The sequence below is a fragment of the Bifidobacterium sp. B4079 genome (assembly GCF_026537385.1).
GTDB lineage: Bacteria > Actinomycetota > Actinomycetes > Actinomycetales > Bifidobacteriaceae > Bombiscardovia > Bombiscardovia asteroides_I.
This window is the reverse complement of sequence record NZ_JAFNMH010000001.1, coordinates 530773-545664: the sequence shown is the minus strand read 5'-3', so window position 1 is coordinate 545664 and position 14892 is coordinate 530773. Positions and strand designations below refer to the sequence as shown.

At 49.7% G+C, this 14892-nt stretch carries 16 protein-coding genes; 7 read left to right on the top strand and 9 right to left on the bottom strand.

Annotation, left to right across the window (positions count from 1 at the left end):
- Positions 1-152: 152 nt before the first annotated feature.
- A complete protein-coding gene (locus J3T95_RS02325; RefSeq protein WP_267450258.1) occupies positions 153-1004 on the bottom strand; it encodes an ABC transporter permease in 852 nt (283 codons plus the stop codon).
- Positions 1001-2020, bottom strand: a complete 1020-nt coding sequence (locus tag J3T95_RS02320) for an ABC transporter ATP-binding protein (RefSeq protein ID WP_267450257.1) — start codon at positions 2018-2020, stop codon at positions 1001-1003. The genes J3T95_RS02325 and J3T95_RS02320 overlap by 4 nt, the downstream gene beginning before the upstream one ends.
- Before the next feature lie 329 nt (positions 2021-2349).
- Here J3T95_RS02320 and J3T95_RS02315 point away from each other — a divergent pair, with 329 nt between their 5' ends.
- A complete protein-coding gene (locus J3T95_RS02315; protein WP_267450256.1) occupies positions 2350-3153 on the top strand; it encodes a MerR family transcriptional regulator in 804 nt (267 codons plus the stop codon).
- A 196-nt stretch (positions 3154-3349) separates the two neighbouring features.
- Positions 3350-3763, top strand: coding sequence for a hypothetical protein (locus tag J3T95_RS02310; RefSeq protein ID WP_267450255.1), 414 nt, complete (start codon positions 3350-3352; stop codon positions 3761-3763).
- A 104-nt stretch (positions 3764-3867) separates the two neighbouring features.
- Here the strand turns inward: J3T95_RS02310 and J3T95_RS09175 are convergent, their stop codons facing one another.
- Positions 3868-3990: a LuxR C-terminal-related transcriptional regulator gene (locus tag J3T95_RS09175; RefSeq protein WP_416378741.1), complete on the bottom strand. Its 123-nt coding sequence runs from the start codon at positions 3988-3990 to the stop codon at positions 3868-3870.
- 361 nt (positions 3991-4351) lie between these two features.
- Positions 4352-4885, bottom strand: a complete 534-nt coding sequence (locus tag J3T95_RS02305) for a ClbS/DfsB family four-helix bundle protein (RefSeq protein ID WP_267450254.1) — start codon at positions 4883-4885, stop codon at positions 4352-4354.
- A gap of 525 nt (positions 4886-5410) precedes the next feature.
- Between J3T95_RS02305 and J3T95_RS02300 the strand changes: the two genes are divergently transcribed.
- Positions 5411-6802, top strand: coding sequence for an SIR2 family protein (locus tag J3T95_RS02300; protein WP_267450253.1), 1392 nt, complete (start codon positions 5411-5413; stop codon positions 6800-6802).
- Complete coding sequence (locus J3T95_RS02295) at positions 6799-8697, top strand: ATP-binding protein (protein WP_267450252.1); 1899 nt, start codon at positions 6799-6801, stop codon at positions 8695-8697. Before J3T95_RS02300 ends, J3T95_RS02295 begins: the two co-directional genes overlap by 4 nt.
- On the opposite strand, the gene J3T95_RS02290 is transcribed toward J3T95_RS02295, so the two are convergent.
- The 4 genes from J3T95_RS02290 to J3T95_RS02275 form a co-directional block, all read right to left on the bottom strand.
- Positions 8692-9342: an ABC transporter ATP-binding protein gene (locus J3T95_RS02290; RefSeq protein ID WP_267450571.1), complete on the bottom strand. Its 651-nt coding sequence runs from the start codon at positions 9340-9342 to the stop codon at positions 8692-8694. The two genes, J3T95_RS02295 and J3T95_RS02290, sit on opposite strands and share 6 nt — an antisense overlap.
- Positions 9343-9711: 369 nt before the next feature.
- A complete protein-coding gene (locus tag J3T95_RS02285; RefSeq protein WP_416378731.1) occupies positions 9712-10752 on the bottom strand; it encodes a zinc-dependent alcohol dehydrogenase family protein in 1041 nt (346 codons plus the stop codon).
- Between the two features lie 278 nt (positions 10753-11030).
- Positions 11031-11597, bottom strand: a complete 567-nt coding sequence (locus tag J3T95_RS02280; RefSeq protein WP_267450570.1) for an endonuclease III domain-containing protein — start codon at positions 11595-11597, stop codon at positions 11031-11033.
- Between the two features lie 175 nt (positions 11598-11772).
- Positions 11773-12447, bottom strand: coding sequence for an HAD family hydrolase (locus J3T95_RS02275; RefSeq protein ID WP_267450250.1), 675 nt, complete (start codon positions 12445-12447; stop codon positions 11773-11775).
- A gap of 281 nt (positions 12448-12728) precedes the next feature.
- Here J3T95_RS02275 and J3T95_RS02270 point away from each other — a divergent pair, with 281 nt between their 5' ends.
- From J3T95_RS02270 to J3T95_RS02260, 3 genes are read left to right on the top strand one after another with little or no spacing between them, the layout of a single operon-like run.
- Complete coding sequence (locus J3T95_RS02270) at positions 12729-13064, top strand: metalloregulator ArsR/SmtB family transcription factor (RefSeq protein WP_220237310.1); 336 nt, start codon at positions 12729-12731, stop codon at positions 13062-13064.
- 11 nt (positions 13065-13075) lie between these two features.
- Positions 13076-13828: an SdpI family protein gene (locus tag J3T95_RS02265; RefSeq protein ID WP_267450249.1), complete on the top strand. Its 753-nt coding sequence runs from the start codon at positions 13076-13078 to the stop codon at positions 13826-13828.
- A gap of 37 nt (positions 13829-13865) precedes the next feature.
- Entirely contained in the window at positions 13866-14072 is a 207-nt protein-coding gene (locus J3T95_RS02260; RefSeq protein ID WP_267450248.1) for a hypothetical protein, read from the top strand.
- Between the two features lie 187 nt (positions 14073-14259).
- Here the strand turns inward: J3T95_RS02260 and J3T95_RS02255 are convergent, their stop codons facing one another.
- Positions 14260-14736: a GNAT family N-acetyltransferase gene (locus J3T95_RS02255; RefSeq protein ID WP_267450247.1), complete on the bottom strand. Its 477-nt coding sequence runs from the start codon at positions 14734-14736 to the stop codon at positions 14260-14262.
- Positions 14737-14892 lie beyond the last annotated feature (156 nt).

Sequence of the window (14892 nt, the reverse complement as noted above, 5' to 3'; positions counted from 1 at the left end):
GTTGAAGATGCCTATGGCATTGAAGAGCACGATGGCCAGCCAGTACCAAAGATTGCCTGCCTTGCGGATCTCCCATTTAAAGGCGGCAGCGATCGATGGCCTGGGGCGATGAATCGTGGTGATGGTTGTAGCGTTTGTTGGGTATTGCCTGGTCATCGGCGTGACTCCTTGACCGTAATGATGGATGCTGATATTCCCGACCAGACAATGCAGGCCAGAAAGCTGGTCAGGACCTTCTGCCATGGATCAGCGACCAAGGCCATTCTGGCAAAGCCGTCAGAGCTGGCTGAAGACATGAAGGGGCTGGCTGCGGAACTGATGCCGGCCGGAAAGAGCCAGCCCAGGCTTGGCATATTCATTGGACCCAGTCCAGTCCCGATTAGACCGGTTATCACACCCATACCCAGTCCTATGGCTTGTCTATCGATTGCCATAGAGAGGGCGAGTTGTATGGCTGTGACAGCCGTGGATGAAAAGCAGGCGATCAGTGCCGGAATGAGCATGTATGCGGCCAGACTACCATCGAGACGGAACCCTTGTGCTGAAGCCGCCAGCGGTATCCAAGTCAGAGGAATCACGAAGCAAAGTGCAAGCGCGCATCCAGCAACTATGAGTTTGGCAAGAAACCTCCCAGCCGCACTCTGACCCAGTGAACGCCATTTGAGATCCATGCGCTCGCTGCTTTCCAGGACGGCAAGCCGGCTCGTCAGCAGGGCTGCAAGGATGGGTGCCAGCAGACCGACGGTCTGGAAGATCTCACCTTGGGCAAGAGCAATGGTGCGAGTGGCGAGGTTCGCAGATTCGGCTCGTTTCATGAATGCCAAACCCGACCATGCAGAAACTAGAGCAATCATGCCTAAGGTCATCCACCAAAATGAGGAGCCTTTCAACTTGCGAAGCTCCATCGAAAGCAGAACTAGTCGGCCTCTAGGATGGAGTAAACTTGGCAACTTTTCCGATAGGAATTCTCCTGGCCTTGTGGGAATTGATTCCATGGCGCTCATCGTATGCTCCTCTGTTTATGACCAGACGGGTTCATAGGGCACTGCGCTGCATTGTTCTGCAAGACACCGCTCTGTGGAATATGGTTCTGCGGTTTTTCCACCAATTCGAGGAAGGCCTCCTCCAAGCTCTTGCGTTCGGAAGCGACACGGTACACCTGCAGACCTTGCGATACCAGCTGAGTCACCAGCACCCCGATTTGCGAATCAGGTATCTCGGGAATGCGCAGGGAAGCGCTTTTCCTGACATATTCACAGTGAATGCCCCGGGCTTTGAGTGTCTCTGCCGCCAACTCTGGGTCGGACACCCGCAGACGGATATGCCGCCTCTCGCGCAGGTCCTCCAAAGACCCTTGGTAGAGCATATGACCGTCGGCAATGATGCCAACCACCGGAGCCATCTTTTCGATTTCGGAGAGGATATGGCTGCTGATAATGACGGTGACTCCCTCGGAAGCGTCCAGGTCCATGATCATCTGCCGCACTTCGACAACCGCCTCAGCATCCAAGCCATTGGTCGGCTCATCCAGGAGCAGGAGCTCCGGCTGCGAGATCACTGCCATGGCGATGCCCAGCCGTTGCTTCATCCCCAGGGAGTAGGTACCCGCCTTCTTTTTCTCGCATCCCTGCAATCCCATCTTTGCCAGTGCCCCTGTGGCAGTCGAAACTGGCAGACCCAGATAGTCGGCCACCATGCGGCAGTTGTCCAGGCCCGACAGGCTTGGGTAAAAGCTGGGTCCTTCAATCATGGAGCCCACACGTCCCGGCTGGATCGGGCTATCGTTTCCAACCTGTTGACCCAGCAGCCACATGCTTCCTGCAGTTGGTTTTGTCAAACCAAGAAGGAGCTTCATGGTGGTCGATTTTCCGGCTCCGTTTGGTCCCAGCAGTCCGTAGATCCCGCCATCCGGCACCTGTAAATTCAGGCTATCCACGGCTTTGAAACCACCATAGGCCTTGACCAGCCCCTGTGTGCGCACAGCCAGCTGCGAGTGATTGTGTCCGTCTGTATATGCCATTGTGCTTCCTCTTCCAATCGGAGTTCAACTGATTCCTATGAAAGTTCGGAGCGCACAGGCCTTCAACGCCGGAAAGGAAAATGTCCCATGCAGGAGACATATCGATGCTGACGAGGCGAATTTGTATCCGCAGGAAAGACACCTGACTGGATTTAGTCATCTTCATGATTAGATAAGGAATAGTTTGCAAACAAGCAGAACCAAAAGCAACTTCTTTAAGAACCTGTCATTGGGATGCCTTAGACCGGTTTGCGTATGCACTCCCCCACCCCACCTTCACGAAACAATCGATTTGACCTTGACATAATGGCAGGGTTTAAGGTCAAGGCATGACAGGAGAGAGTAAGCGCAGTGGCAAGGGCTATAAGGACGGCTTGAACATCGGTCAGGTCTCTGAGCTGACCGGGGTCAGCCGGAGAATGCTGCGCCATTGGGAAAGGGAAGGACTGATTTCTCCCATTCGTAGTCAGTCAAATTACCGGCAATATATGCAAGAAGATGTCGCACGGCTGGAGCGAATTGTGATCTATAGGGAGATTGGATTCAACGCCCGACAAATCAAGGCAGTGCTCAATTACACGACACCCCGAGCACTGGACGAGTTGCTGGGCGAGCGCTTGCGCATTGAGGAAAAAGTTCAGCTTCTTAGGAAAGCTGTAGATCGTTTGGACCGTCTCATAGCCCTCACCGAGGGGAAGTCGGGTAATGATTCAGCTGCTGCAAAAAACAATCGAGAAAATCAGTACTTTTCAGAAGCGCACGAACGCTGGGGGTCCAGCAGGCAGTGGCTTGAGTATGCGGAGCGAAAAGCTTCGCGCTCCGAGCAAGAGCAGAAAAAGGACATGGCCCGGCTCAGGGACGTGGAAAGCAAGCTTGCACAAGCCAAACGGAAAGGTCTGGCACCCACCTCGGATGAGGTTCTCAAGCAGATTGATGAGCATCGGCAGGCTCTCTCATGGTTCCACGTGACCCCGTCCATGCACGTCATTATGGGGCGTATGTATATGGCCGACGCGCGTTTCAGGCGCCATTACGAACGATTGGAACCCGGATTGGCGCAATGGATGCTGACCGCTATTGAATCTGCAGCGGATGCAAACGGGATAGATCCGGCCACCGCCAAATGGGAATAAGACAGGTCAGCATGTTCCATCTGAGCATCAGATTCTGTTTCACAACCCAATCGGAAGTCCCTCACTAAGAGACGAGGCAACCATGCATAGTCATAACCAGTCCAAAGCTTCTGCTTATGCAGGCGTAAGCATTAGTCCTGTGCCGGAGCCGGGGAAGGGTACGGAACCGCCTGAGCCTTACAGGGGCATCTATCTCATGCCCATGTTCATGTGCTTGTACAGCCACGATCTAGAAGAATCAGAGGTTTTCTGGACGCAGGGACTGGGCTTCATCAATCTCTGCACCATGCCAGGCATGATGATTCACTTGAGGCGCTGGGCCTTTCAAGATGTGCTGATCCGCAAGAGTGGTTCCAATGTAGGCGGCGCTTATTCGGACATGGAGTCCATAGGAAGCCTAAGCATAGCAGTCACCGAACAGCAGATCGGCAAGATTGTGGAAATATGCGAGCACCTCCGTCCGGGCTCTACTTCAGCACCTGCTCGTAAGCCGTGGAACTCGCTTGAAGCTACGATTCTAACTCCGGAGGGTCTGGCCCTTACCCTCACAGCCGCCATGGCTTTCGACAAACAGCGGACTGACGCTTATCTGAACAGGCGCGCTCAATGAGCAAAGATCACCCCCCCCCCCCCTGAACTATGATTCGATTCCACGGGCAACGATTCAATGTCGCGAACGGCGGACGGGGAAATCAATATATTCTCAGTGCCGGTTTACCCCCTGAATCTAAAAGTTGCTTCGAAGATGTATAGGTGCCCTGCAATTTGCCGATTGGCAGTGCCTTTCGCAGCCAAGCGCAGAACACGTGTCTCTTGTTCAGATAATGCAGGTGTGATTACTGGGCGTCATGCCTTGCTGACTGCTTCCGCGGAGGTCGTGTTCATAACAATGGATCCAGCAACAGCTTCGTTGATAACTGGAGCAAGGCATGAGGCTCCTACGTCTCTCCGCAGATAATCATGACCTTCGGCCCCTGATGTCGGCAGAACAGGGAGGGTGCTCTAGTTGCATTGCCAGTCGGGTGGGCAGCACGGTGATAGAAAATGCAAGTGCACACATCCTAGATACGGTTTTAAATATTGCTATCACGAATATGTTGAGAGATTGCTTTTTGGGTCGCCTATCCTGTGGATCTGGTCGCAAGGCAACCTATTACCGTCTGTTTATGAAACAGCTCCTTATCAGATGTCCGAGCGCTTATTTTAGCCCCTTCAAGTACTTACGTATCTTCTTCAGGGCCCAGTTATAATGGCTGGAGGTCGAGGAGATGAAGGCAGAGCCCAAGGTAGAGTTTCCGGTCCATGGGAGGACGCCGTTGGTGAACAGCTGCTCATTGGTGAACGATTGCGCCAGGGCCATGACCTTCTTATGGGATTCGACGAACAGATCCAGAGCCTGATCGCAGGTGGTGTCATTGTGTTTGTCCCGCAGTTTCACATTCAATTCGCCGTAATTACGCCAGTTGTAGCCGTCAGGAAGAAAGGCATGGGTCCTGCCCTGCTGGTTGTCCTCCACCCAATTCAAAAGAAGCTGATGCCACTCGTGGAGATGGACGAGCACATCTTTGATGTTCCTGTCGCGTGCCCAGTGGGCCCCCTTCTCCTTGCTTAGGTCGAAGGAAAAGCGGCCATTGCGTTCTTCAGGTGTCAGCGGCTCAAGCAACGCCATGAGTGTGTCAAAGCCCCCTTCGGCCGCCTCGATGAGTTCTTCCTTGGTAGTAGGTCGTGCCATGACGGTCCTCCATTGTTATGTTGGCTCTACTTGACGCGTAGCAGATTATGCTTAACTATTGCGGTTTTGCCATTTCATTTCAAATGTGATTGTTTATCTATTCTATGATGTATGGTCGGTTGTGCAAAAGCAAGTAAGATATCATTTCCTGTTGAAGTTAATTCAATTTAATTGAAATCTGCCGAATGCTGAACATAAAATATGGACTATGGCTCTTGTCAGGGATTTTCATTCATCATGTTTGATTTCATGCGCAAAACATATCGTAGCTTTGAGAATAAGAAAGATTAGTTGATTAAACTAAGTTGATATCTTACAAAAATGCGGTTTACCTATATTTGGATTTGTCAGTATCTGCTTTCTTGCATTTGTTATGGAAATTGCCCATTTCTATTTATATATGTGTGTACGAAATCGCTGTGTTTGAATCATAATTAAAATGTTTCTGAATCAGCGTCTTCAGTGTTATTTTAACGATGTAATTGTCGTGAAGCATCTATAAAGATATCAAGGGGGCTCAGATCTATGCCAGATGACAAGGGTGCTGAAGAGAGCAACGAATTAAAGGGACCCTTTTACAATGTTGAAAGAGGGGGATTTAATAAATCGGAGCATTATTCGAAACAACAAATTCGCATATTGGTTCAATCCGTATTAGCTAACTCTGTAAATCTCTCTACACTTATCGGTTCAGGAGCTTCTATGCCGACAGTCCCCTTAATGGGTAGGGTTTTCAGTGACTACCGAAAGTCTAAAGAGGGCGATGACAAAAAGAAGCTGGATCATAAGATTGAAACTTTCCTTAAACAAAAAGATAGAGACAGTCAGACGACCTTAAGCAAAAGTACTGACACGGGAAATAGGGAATTAAATAAAGAAATTGAAAATTTCAAAGATATTGAGCCATTCCTCTCTTGGCTTGATTACCGCGTCTTGGGGGGAGTGGACGAAGTAGAAGACAGCGATTTGTATAAGGAAATTGTGGCGTTTCTGCTAAAAAAGATCCGGGAAGGAGACGAAAAAGAGCAGCAAGAGGATTCAGGAAAAGGAAAGGATCCGGACAAAGACAATGTCTGCAATGTAAGCAATAACTATCGAAAGGTGATTCAGGGGTTAGGAGACTCAAGAAGAATTGTAAACGCTCAAAGCAATGGTCACTATGATGTCGTCAATCTATTCACTACTAACTACGATCTGTGTCATGAACGTGCCTTGGAATCCAGCAGATATGCTTATACTGACGGCTTTACGAACGGTATAAAAAGCACATTTTCAATGACTGAGTTCCATAGAAGGCCAGCTGATCTAGAAAATCGATTTAAAGATCACCTAGAATTAGTTAATCCATTTTTCAGACTTGTCAAATTACACGGTTCTATCAATTGGAAAAGCGATAGTGAAAATTCACAAATAATCAGAACGCAAATTCTAAATGATATTGATGATAAAGCAGATTGGCAAGATGTTTTGATATCGCCAACGTCTTCCAAGTATGCGCTAACCCAAAATGAGCCTTACTCTGACTTGTTCAGAGAATTCGTTAATACGCTAGCTGTGCCTAACACAGTGCTGTTTACTGCTGGTTTTAGCTTTGGTGACGATCATATTGCTAAATTAATACTGGATGCACTCGCCAGACCAGACTTTACACTCTACGCTTTTGTTTCGAAGCCTATAGTTTCAGATGCCAACCACAATGGGTTATCAGCATTTTACGCAAAAGCAAAATCTGCTAATGCCTATTTTATATACCCCTATAAAAATGTAGAAGGTAAGGAAACTGATGAGGATGCCCCACTACAGTTCTCTGACGTTGCCGACTTCTTTGCTCCTACAATATTTACGCATAAAGATCCTGAAGATTCAGACACAACACTTCATAACGCTATGGATGTCAAAAGAGGCGGGAAAGAATGATCGATACCAGAAGAAGCAAGCTCAACGAGTGGCGAATAGGCACGATAATCTATGTTGATCAAAGACAAATCCGATTTCGCGCAGTCTCAAGCGATATTACTGATCGATTGTTGTGGGGTAAATTCCGACATATAAATAGCCTCAACCAGTATCTGTTCGCTTATTTGAATACCGATGTAAAAGTAATATTCAAGGTTGTTGCAATAGCAGAGTATGAAAAGCCATACGGTCACGAAGCATCAAATAGATTCTTGGATAGCTATGTTTTTTCCGCAATTCCCTTAGGTTCAATCAATTCAGATGGATACAGGCCTGGTGTTGCGGATATTCCAATGGTTGGTTCGGATATATATGCTTGCGACGAAAGTGAGCTGACTGTTTTGTTCGACTGTGCCGAAAGATATTCGATCGGGCAATTAGCGGGTTATCGCAATATTCGGCCTTCTTTGGAACTTGACGATCTTTTCGGTGGACACACAGCAGTACTAGGCAATACAGGGTCAGGAAAATCAACCACCGTGCGGCTGCTACTCAGCAAGTTAATGGAAGAACTCGTTAATCGGGATTCAATACCTTATATAAAGAAGGACGCATTATTCGTTGTGTTTGATCTTCATGGAGATTACAAAAACATGACGAAAAAGTATGCAGAAAAAGATCCAAAAAAAGTTACTTATTACGAAAAAGGCGACTATCATTTATGTCCCGGCGAACTGACAATTGACGATTGGTCATCGATTCTAAATCCATCTCAACGAATTCAGAAACCCTTACTCGAACGTACAATTCGCTATTCGTCTTTAAACGATGATGGAATGAAGAAACTATATGCTGGATTAGCTTATCAGGCTTTAGAAGATACCAATGCAGATGGTCATGCTACAAGACGAATTCTTATTTCGAAATATGTAGATTTACTTGGAGATGATATAAACTATCCATTTGAAGAAGAAGGGTTACTAACAAAGTTTATTTTAAATGTGCCAAGGTCTAAACCAAAGTGTAAAAAGCCTGAAAATTTCAAGGAATTGTTTGATCTATATAATTTGTACTATGGAAATTTGCCTGATGGCCTGCAGGTCACGCTGCAGAGATGCTTCTGTCACTATCTCACTAAGTCATATATGAGTGCAGGTAGGCCTGACATCAATAAAGTTCTTGATGAGAAGCAGTTCTTAAAGGAACCTAGGGATATATCAATGGATGATATTAGCAGATCTTTGGATTTTGTATTTGCGGAAGAGGAAGTAAGGGGCAATAAGCAGGCCCGCTCTTACTCAGAGGGACTCGTAACCCAACTTTATAATCTCAAGGAAAAATATGCTGATAATATTCTTAGAAATTCAAGCAGTAACACTGTTTCGTCTATTTTGAACAGAGAAACTGCTGGATGCATTATCTTTGATGTCTCTGGGATGCCTGATTCCGATGGGCTCAAACTATTTTCTAATTATGTAGCAAGAACCCTGTTCGAGAGAAATAGACAAGATGATGATTATGACGAAGAACCGGTTTATCTTATATTCGATGAAGCCCATAGATATATCCGTCAGAGTGATCTCACTGACGATAGTATTTTCAATCAAATTGCCCGCGAGGGTAGAAAATTTGGCGTTCATTTAACGATAATCAGTCAAATTCCAAGTGAATTATCGAAGATTGTGCTATCACAGACTGGTGCCTTTATCATTCATAGAATTCAAAATGCTATCGATCTGGATTACATAAAAAGGAATGTTCCGACCATCACGGCTGATCAAGTCAGTCGATTACCCAGTTTCGCCCCTGGTACTGCAGTCGTCCTTGGAAGCGCCTTCCAAATACCAATGGAGCTTGAGATAGACGGTATCTATAAGGATGAAACTCCTGGCGTTTCTATGTACGAAAGCTTATAAATGTAATTGTTGGCTGATGCGGCCATCGCGCACGGCAAACAGCCGATCGCACTGACCTGCCACTTCATTGTTATGCGTCACCAGTACGATGGTTTTCTCTTCGTGATTGGCGAGTTCCTTCAGCACTGATATGACCTTTTCTCCGGATTCCTGATCCAGAGCACCGGTTGGTTCGTCCGCGAATACTACATCTGCGTCGGATAGCAGGACGCGGGCCAGGGCAACACGTTGCTGCTCGCCGCCCGACAGCAGGGTGACGCTTTTCTTTTTCTGATCGATTAGGCCAAAATACTTCAAGAGGGAATCCGCCGTCTTTCTGGGAAAGCGGGATCCGCGAAGGGTGAATGGCAGAGCCAGATTCTGTTCGACCGTCATGCTGGTGATCAGGTTGTAGGACTGGAATACGAAGCCCAGATGTTGGCGTCTGAACTTGGTCATGGCCGACAGTCTCAGACGGGTTATGTCCTTGCCAAGCAGCCGCACGGTTCCGCCGGTGGCCTTTTCCAGCCCGGCCAGGCAGTACAGCAATGTTGATTTGCCGCTGCCTGACGGCCCGATGATGCCGGTCATCTCCCCCGGATATGCGGTGAAGGCGATGTCATTGAGAATAGTCAGGGAATCACCGCGGCGCGGGGAGACCACCATGGACAGCCCTGTAGCTTCAACCGTTGGCGCAGGGCCTCTGCTCTTGCCCACGTTGGCGTCATTCATAGTTGCATCTTTCCCTTGGATGATAATCGCTGGCCTTCCAGGTCAGAGCCTCTACGCTCAGCAATGTAGATTCGCCTTGTTGGTGTCATATGCCCTCGTACATCACTTGAACCTGTATGACGGTCATCCTTGTCGCCATCTTTCAATTCCATTAATATCAGCGCAAGAGGGGATGAAACACCCTGAGTTACCCTGATTCGTCCCGGATTTTTTTGGAATAACGGCATGTTCATGCAGGCATGCTTACTCGGCATCACTAGCAGAGCCGGCAGTGCCGAGTATCAGCTGATTATTGTCGCAGTCTCATTCGCTCACAAGCAGCAGAGATTTGATGGCGGTGCGCTGGTCCATGGCCTCATAGGCCTCCTGGATGTGATCCAGGGCAAAGCGCTCGGTGAAAACTTTGCCTGGCTGGATGCCGCCCTTGAGCACTTGGTCAAGCAGCAGATGCTTGTCATATGTGGTGACTGCGGCTATGCCTCCTCGAAGACCGATATTGCGCCAGAACAGCTTAGAGGTATCCATGCTGACCTGCTGTGGCACGCCGACCCTGCCGACTACTGCGCCGGGTCGGGTCGCCCTGATGGCGGTTTCGGTGGACAGTTCGGTGCCTACGCATTCCAGGACGGCATCGGCTCCGGCTCCGTCAGTGAGCGCCATGACCTGCTCTATAGCAGCTTCGCCGCGTTCAGGCACGATGTCGGTGGCCCCGAATTCGCGCGCCAACTTCTGGCGGTCCTCATGCCGGCTCATGGCGATTATGCGCTCGGCCCCACGCAGTTTGGCCGCTATGACTCCGCACAGACCCACGGCTCCATCGCCCATGACCACGACCGTGTCGCCCTCCTTGACTTGGGCGGTGGCGGCTGCATGATAACCGGTGGCCATCACGTCGGAGAGGGTGAGCAGGGAGTCGAGCATGTCGTCGCTGTAGTCCTCAGGCTGGCCTGGAATCTGCACCAAGGCCCAGTCTGCGTTGGTGAACCGCAGATACTCGCTCTGGTAGCCGCCACTCCCCTGCCTGTTCGGGTCAAGGCAGTCTCCGTCGAAGCCAGCCCTGCAGGCAGCGCAGTGCCCGCAGCCATGGGTGAAGGGCGCTATCACGAAGTCGCCCGGCTTGACATGGGTGACATCGGAGCCAACCTTCTCGACCAGGCCGATGGCTTCATGCCCTACATGACTGCCTGAGGGCATTGAGGAAATCCCCCGGTACCACCACAGGTCGGACCCGCACACGCAGGCGCGGACGACCCGAATCACGGCATCTCCAGGCTTTCCGATGGTCGGCATCGGCGCTTCCTCCAGCTCGATGCGGCCTGGCTTCACAAACTTTGCTGCCTTCATACTCATGCTCCCCATTCTTCACTACCTGGCGTATCCGTTTGCCAAGTATGCGGACGAAACATAGTCTACGGAGTTCAATCCGCTTGAAGTCAAGTCAAATTCTTACTGTGCGCGATTCACAGGGGTGCAGAGAAGATTGTCAGGTGAAGATGCGGTCATAAGAGCCACCATGTCAGGGTGCTGCATAGAAGTGGTATATAGGAAGTATCTCATATGCCTTGTGACAGATCGCATGCATCTCTGCACGCACGTCATGGATCGAATCACAAGGAATCAACTTACTTGGAGGAGCTTTCAGGACCGCCAAGTTCCTTAAGGAAGGCGGCATAGACTTGGGGATTGCGATGGTTTTTGCCTGCTTGGACGATCAGCCCGTGAAATTCGCGTAGATCGTTGAGCGGCCATTGATCAATCTGAATAAAATCCGCCTCGTACTCCTCACCCTCCTGGTATGACCGCAAGCAGGCCCACCCCAGGCCGTCCAGCATCCGGCGTGCGTAGGCGTCCCAGATGAAGCAGGGCTGGCCGAAGGCATAGAGCCGTATAACATCCGCCGTCTCGCGCCCGACACCAGGAATGGTGAGCAGACTGTCACGCAGACCTTCATCCGCGCATTCCTCCACGTCGGCTGTGCAGATGCCATGGGCCAGCAGCCACTGAGCCAGGGCCTTGCATGTGCGCGCCTTGGCCGTCATGAAGCCGCTGGACTTGATTAAGGTTGTCAGTCTCGCCCGGTCGACGTCGGCCATGTTGCATGGGTCAAGCAGACCGGCCTTGCGCAGCTGCTGGATGGACATGGCTGCGTTCCCCCAGGCTGTATGTTGGACCAGCACCGCTCCAATCATCATTTCGAAGTCGGTCTCTGCTGGCCACCAATTCTGCAATCCCAGACGAGCGAGCAAACGTGAGTACAGCCACTGTGAGCAACCGGCATTTATCCTGCCTGAATCGCCCATAACGCCTCCACCAAATTCTTGACGCTTTCATGGTAACAGCTGGCTAGAGTCGGTGCTGAGCGAGTCAGAGAATGGCAGGCGCCTGAGCGAAGTCTGTGATAGTGCCATCGGCTTCAGAGCGAATGGAGTCCCAATCCATGTCCGAGGACTGGTCGTACATGGCCCAGACTTTCATTCCAGCGCGCTTGGCAGAATCGACGGCGACCAGAAGATCTTCGAAAACCGTGCAGTGGTCAGGCGCAACGCCCAGCATCCGCGAAGCCAGCAGGTAGATTTCCGGCTCCTCCTTGCCGATGCTTTTGACGTCATCCACACTGCAGACCTGGTCGAAACAATCGGTCATCCCAGCGTGTTTCAGGGCAGCCCGTCGTAGGCGCGGCGGGAGGCTAGTTGCCACAGCCAGGGAGGCGCCGCTGACCCTCAGCGCATTCAGGTAGTCGAGTGCGTGTGGCTTGGGTTGCACAGCTGTGGCGTAAAGCAGGAGTGCGTCCTCGTTCCACTCCTTCACAAGCTCGTCTGGGCACTCGTCAAGGTGGAAGCGGTCGATGGTGTATCTAGCGATGGCATCGGTCTGCATGGAGGCCACTACAGATGCGTAATCGTCCGGCATAGGAATGTTGCGGCGAGCAAAGAAACGTTGGTCGATTTCCTTCCAGACTCCCATGGAATCCAGAAGCGTGCCGTCGAGATCGAAGATGGCAGCCTTGTCATTGTTGACTTTTATTCCATTTTCGTCCATCCCGAAGTTCTCCCATTCATTGAGGTTTTCATAGTAGCATGACCTCAGATGAGCTCTGGCCCAGCGGCCTAGGGCCAATCTTCTCCCCGATCAGCCTCAGCTTCAGAAGAGTAGTTATGTTCAACAGTCTAATGTTGCCGCGCAAGGCATCAATCCAGGAGATTGTCAATTATTTTGCGCTCAGTGATAGAAAAGCATATAAAAATTGAAGAAAATATACAATATTGGTTGAAACAATGTTAGCATGCAAATACTAGAGAAAATCATCGAAAAGGAGACTTATGGCTATTCAAGAAACAACAGCGGCTCTGGCTGATCCCCTGCGTCGTAGTGTGCTAGATCTCTTAGAGCAAGGTGGCATGGAGGCTGGGCGCCTGGCCGAAAAGCTGGGAATGACCCCGTCCAAGCTGTCCTATCATCTGAGGAAGTTGAAAGAAGCTGATCTGATTGTTGGACACAAACAGGGCACCAGGGTCATTTATGAACTCAATCTGAGCGTGCTGGACAGCACCATTCAGTGGCTTTACCGTCTGCGGACCAGCGCCAGCGACAAGAGAAGTCTGCCCGCGCAGCAGACAGTGAGCGACGCTGGTCCGACGGCGGTTTCGGAGTTTTAGAGGAGACTCTCATGGCTGATGGAGAGAGGACCGAAGCAGCCAAGAGCGACAAAACAGGTCGGTTCGTCCCGACCCTGGTCGTGGCTCAGTGGTTGCCAGGGCTGATCATGCTCGGCATAAGCCGCTTAGTGGTCAATCGTCTGCCCAATGAAAAGGTTCCGCTTCATTGGAACGCCCAGAATCAAGTGGACAGCTGGGGCTCTCCCCAGGAGCTGGTCTGGATGCCCTGCATCTTTCTGGTCATTGCGCTGATTTGGACCATTATTATGCTCTTCCTGCGCGCAAACTTGATTAAACGTGGTGATGAAGCGGGGCATACTTTGACCGTTTTTCTGCTGGGTGGGCTATGCATGCAGATTATTCTCGCGGTTATAGATATGTTCGCCATAGTTGCTGCTGATCCTCATTGGGACTGGTGGCCGACGAATTTCGGCATCGATAAAGTGGCCATGCTATTGACCGGTCTGACTCTCATGGTCATCGGCAACTTCGCTCCTAAAATCAGACCCAACGGTGTCAGCGGTTTCCGAGTGCCAGGTGCATATGCCAGCCGCGAGGCCTGGCGCCGCTGTCAGCAGTTTGGCGGCGTGCTCTTCATGATTCTGGGTGTGGTCATGATCTTGGCTGCTCTGGCTTATGGCGGATTCAGACTCTACTGGATCTGTGGAACAGCTTTGGCAGTCGTCCTTGTGCTCATATTTGCCTATGGTTCATACGCGGGCAGAAAGTATGCCGAGCAGGGAGAACCTGTTTCCCGCCGCTAGTTCTTGTATGCAACCAGTGGTTTGAAGGAGGCTGTAAATGAAGGATCGGGATACAAGTAAGAACTTCCTGAATTCGCTGGAAGGATTCGAAGCTGATTTGGACCAAACCAAGTACCAGGCCGGCAACACGGTCCTTCATCAGCAGCATCATTTCACGAGTCAAGCTGCAACAGTCTGGACAGGCGTCGGCTTTCACCCTGGAAACTGTATTAGCAGACACAGCACAAACCTTGTACTTCATTGAAACAAGGTTGAAAGCTAGTACATTCCTATCGGGGATCGTTGGGGATATGAGAGCATCCCCGGTATCTTTCTCATCTGACTAAACCGATAATGACTGGCTGCATATCCAGCAATCGTCTGCGTTCACATTCTTGAATCTGTATAGCTATTGGGTCGGGTTAGGTCTTGTGAAGGTATGTTCTTCGTTATTAGCAATCCTCAGTTTTGCTTAAATTGATGAATTCGTATATGCCATCATTCGATTTTTGCAATTTCGAACCATCTACTCTAAACCCTGCTCTCTGATAGACTTTAATCGCACGTTTATTGAAGCTGGCTACTGAAAGAACTATAACTTTATAATTAAAATTATCCTGTATAAATGCTTCGATTCCTTTGACGAAATTGAATCCCAACCCCTGTCCGGTCAAATCCGGTCTCAATCCTAAACCGACTTCCACCTTTTTCTCTGATAACCTTTCCAGGCAAAAATAACCGACCAGTTCATCTTTATCATTCAAAACCTGGTAATACTTATTGTCCCGTAACGCTGGAGTGATTATCTCTTCAAAATCCTCTGGATCATTCTCCATGTCATAAAAACTATATCTGTCCTTATAATGCCATTTTCTGGCAATCTGGTCTGCATTTGCCTGAGTTAAGTGTGTTATTTTCTTAAACTTCATATTGAATCCTTACTCAATCTGCAGACTCAGAATTAATATCGGTTGCAATGACACAAAGACTTCGCTTAAGTATCCCCACAGTTAATCAATAAAACCTGAATTGTGGGATAGACACAAATCCCACTATGCATTGCGCTGCGACCGGAGTGTGATGGT

Coding starts and splice junctions, on each gene's coding strand:
- J3T95_RS02325 (WP_267450258.1), bottom strand. CDS start 1,004: ATGAGCGCCATGGAATCAATTCCCACAAGGCCAGGAGAATTCCTATCG.
- J3T95_RS02320 (WP_267450257.1), bottom strand. CDS start 2,020: ATGGCATATACAGACGGACACAATCACTCGCAGCTGGCTGTGCGCACA.
- J3T95_RS02315 (WP_267450256.1), top strand. CDS start 2,350: ATGACAGGAGAGAGTAAGCGCAGTGGCAAGGGCTATAAGGACGGCTTG.
- J3T95_RS02310 (WP_267450255.1), top strand. CDS start 3,350: ATGCCCATGTTCATGTGCTTGTACAGCCACGATCTAGAAGAATCAGAG.
- J3T95_RS02305 (WP_267450254.1), bottom strand. CDS start 4,885: ATGGCACGACCTACTACCAAGGAAGAACTCATCGAGGCGGCCGAAGGG.
- J3T95_RS02300 (WP_267450253.1), top strand. CDS start 5,411: ATGCCAGATGACAAGGGTGCTGAAGAGAGCAACGAATTAAAGGGACCC.
- J3T95_RS02295 (WP_267450252.1), top strand. CDS start 6,799: ATGATCGATACCAGAAGAAGCAAGCTCAACGAGTGGCGAATAGGCACG.
- J3T95_RS02290 (WP_267450571.1), bottom strand. CDS start 9,342: ATGGTGGTCTCCCCGCGCCGCGGTGATTCCCTGACTATTCTCAATGAC.
- J3T95_RS02285 (WP_416378731.1), bottom strand. CDS start 10,752: ATGAAGGCAGCAAAGTTTGTGAAGCCAGGCCGCATCGAGCTGGAGGAA.
- J3T95_RS02280 (WP_267450570.1), bottom strand. CDS start 11,597: ATGATTGGAGCGGTGCTGGTCCAACATACAGCCTGGGGGAACGCAGCC.
- J3T95_RS02275 (WP_267450250.1), bottom strand. CDS start 12,447: ATGGACGAAAATGGAATAAAAGTCAACAATGACAAGGCTGCCATCTTC.
- J3T95_RS02270 (WP_220237310.1), top strand. CDS start 12,729: ATGGCTATTCAAGAAACAACAGCGGCTCTGGCTGATCCCCTGCGTCGT.
- J3T95_RS02265 (WP_267450249.1), top strand. CDS start 13,076: ATGGCTGATGGAGAGAGGACCGAAGCAGCCAAGAGCGACAAAACAGGT.
- J3T95_RS02260 (WP_267450248.1), top strand. CDS start 13,866: ATGAAGGATCGGGATACAAGTAAGAACTTCCTGAATTCGCTGGAAGGA.
- J3T95_RS02255 (WP_267450247.1), bottom strand. CDS start 14,736: ATGAAGTTTAAGAAAATAACACACTTAACTCAGGCAAATGCAGACCAG.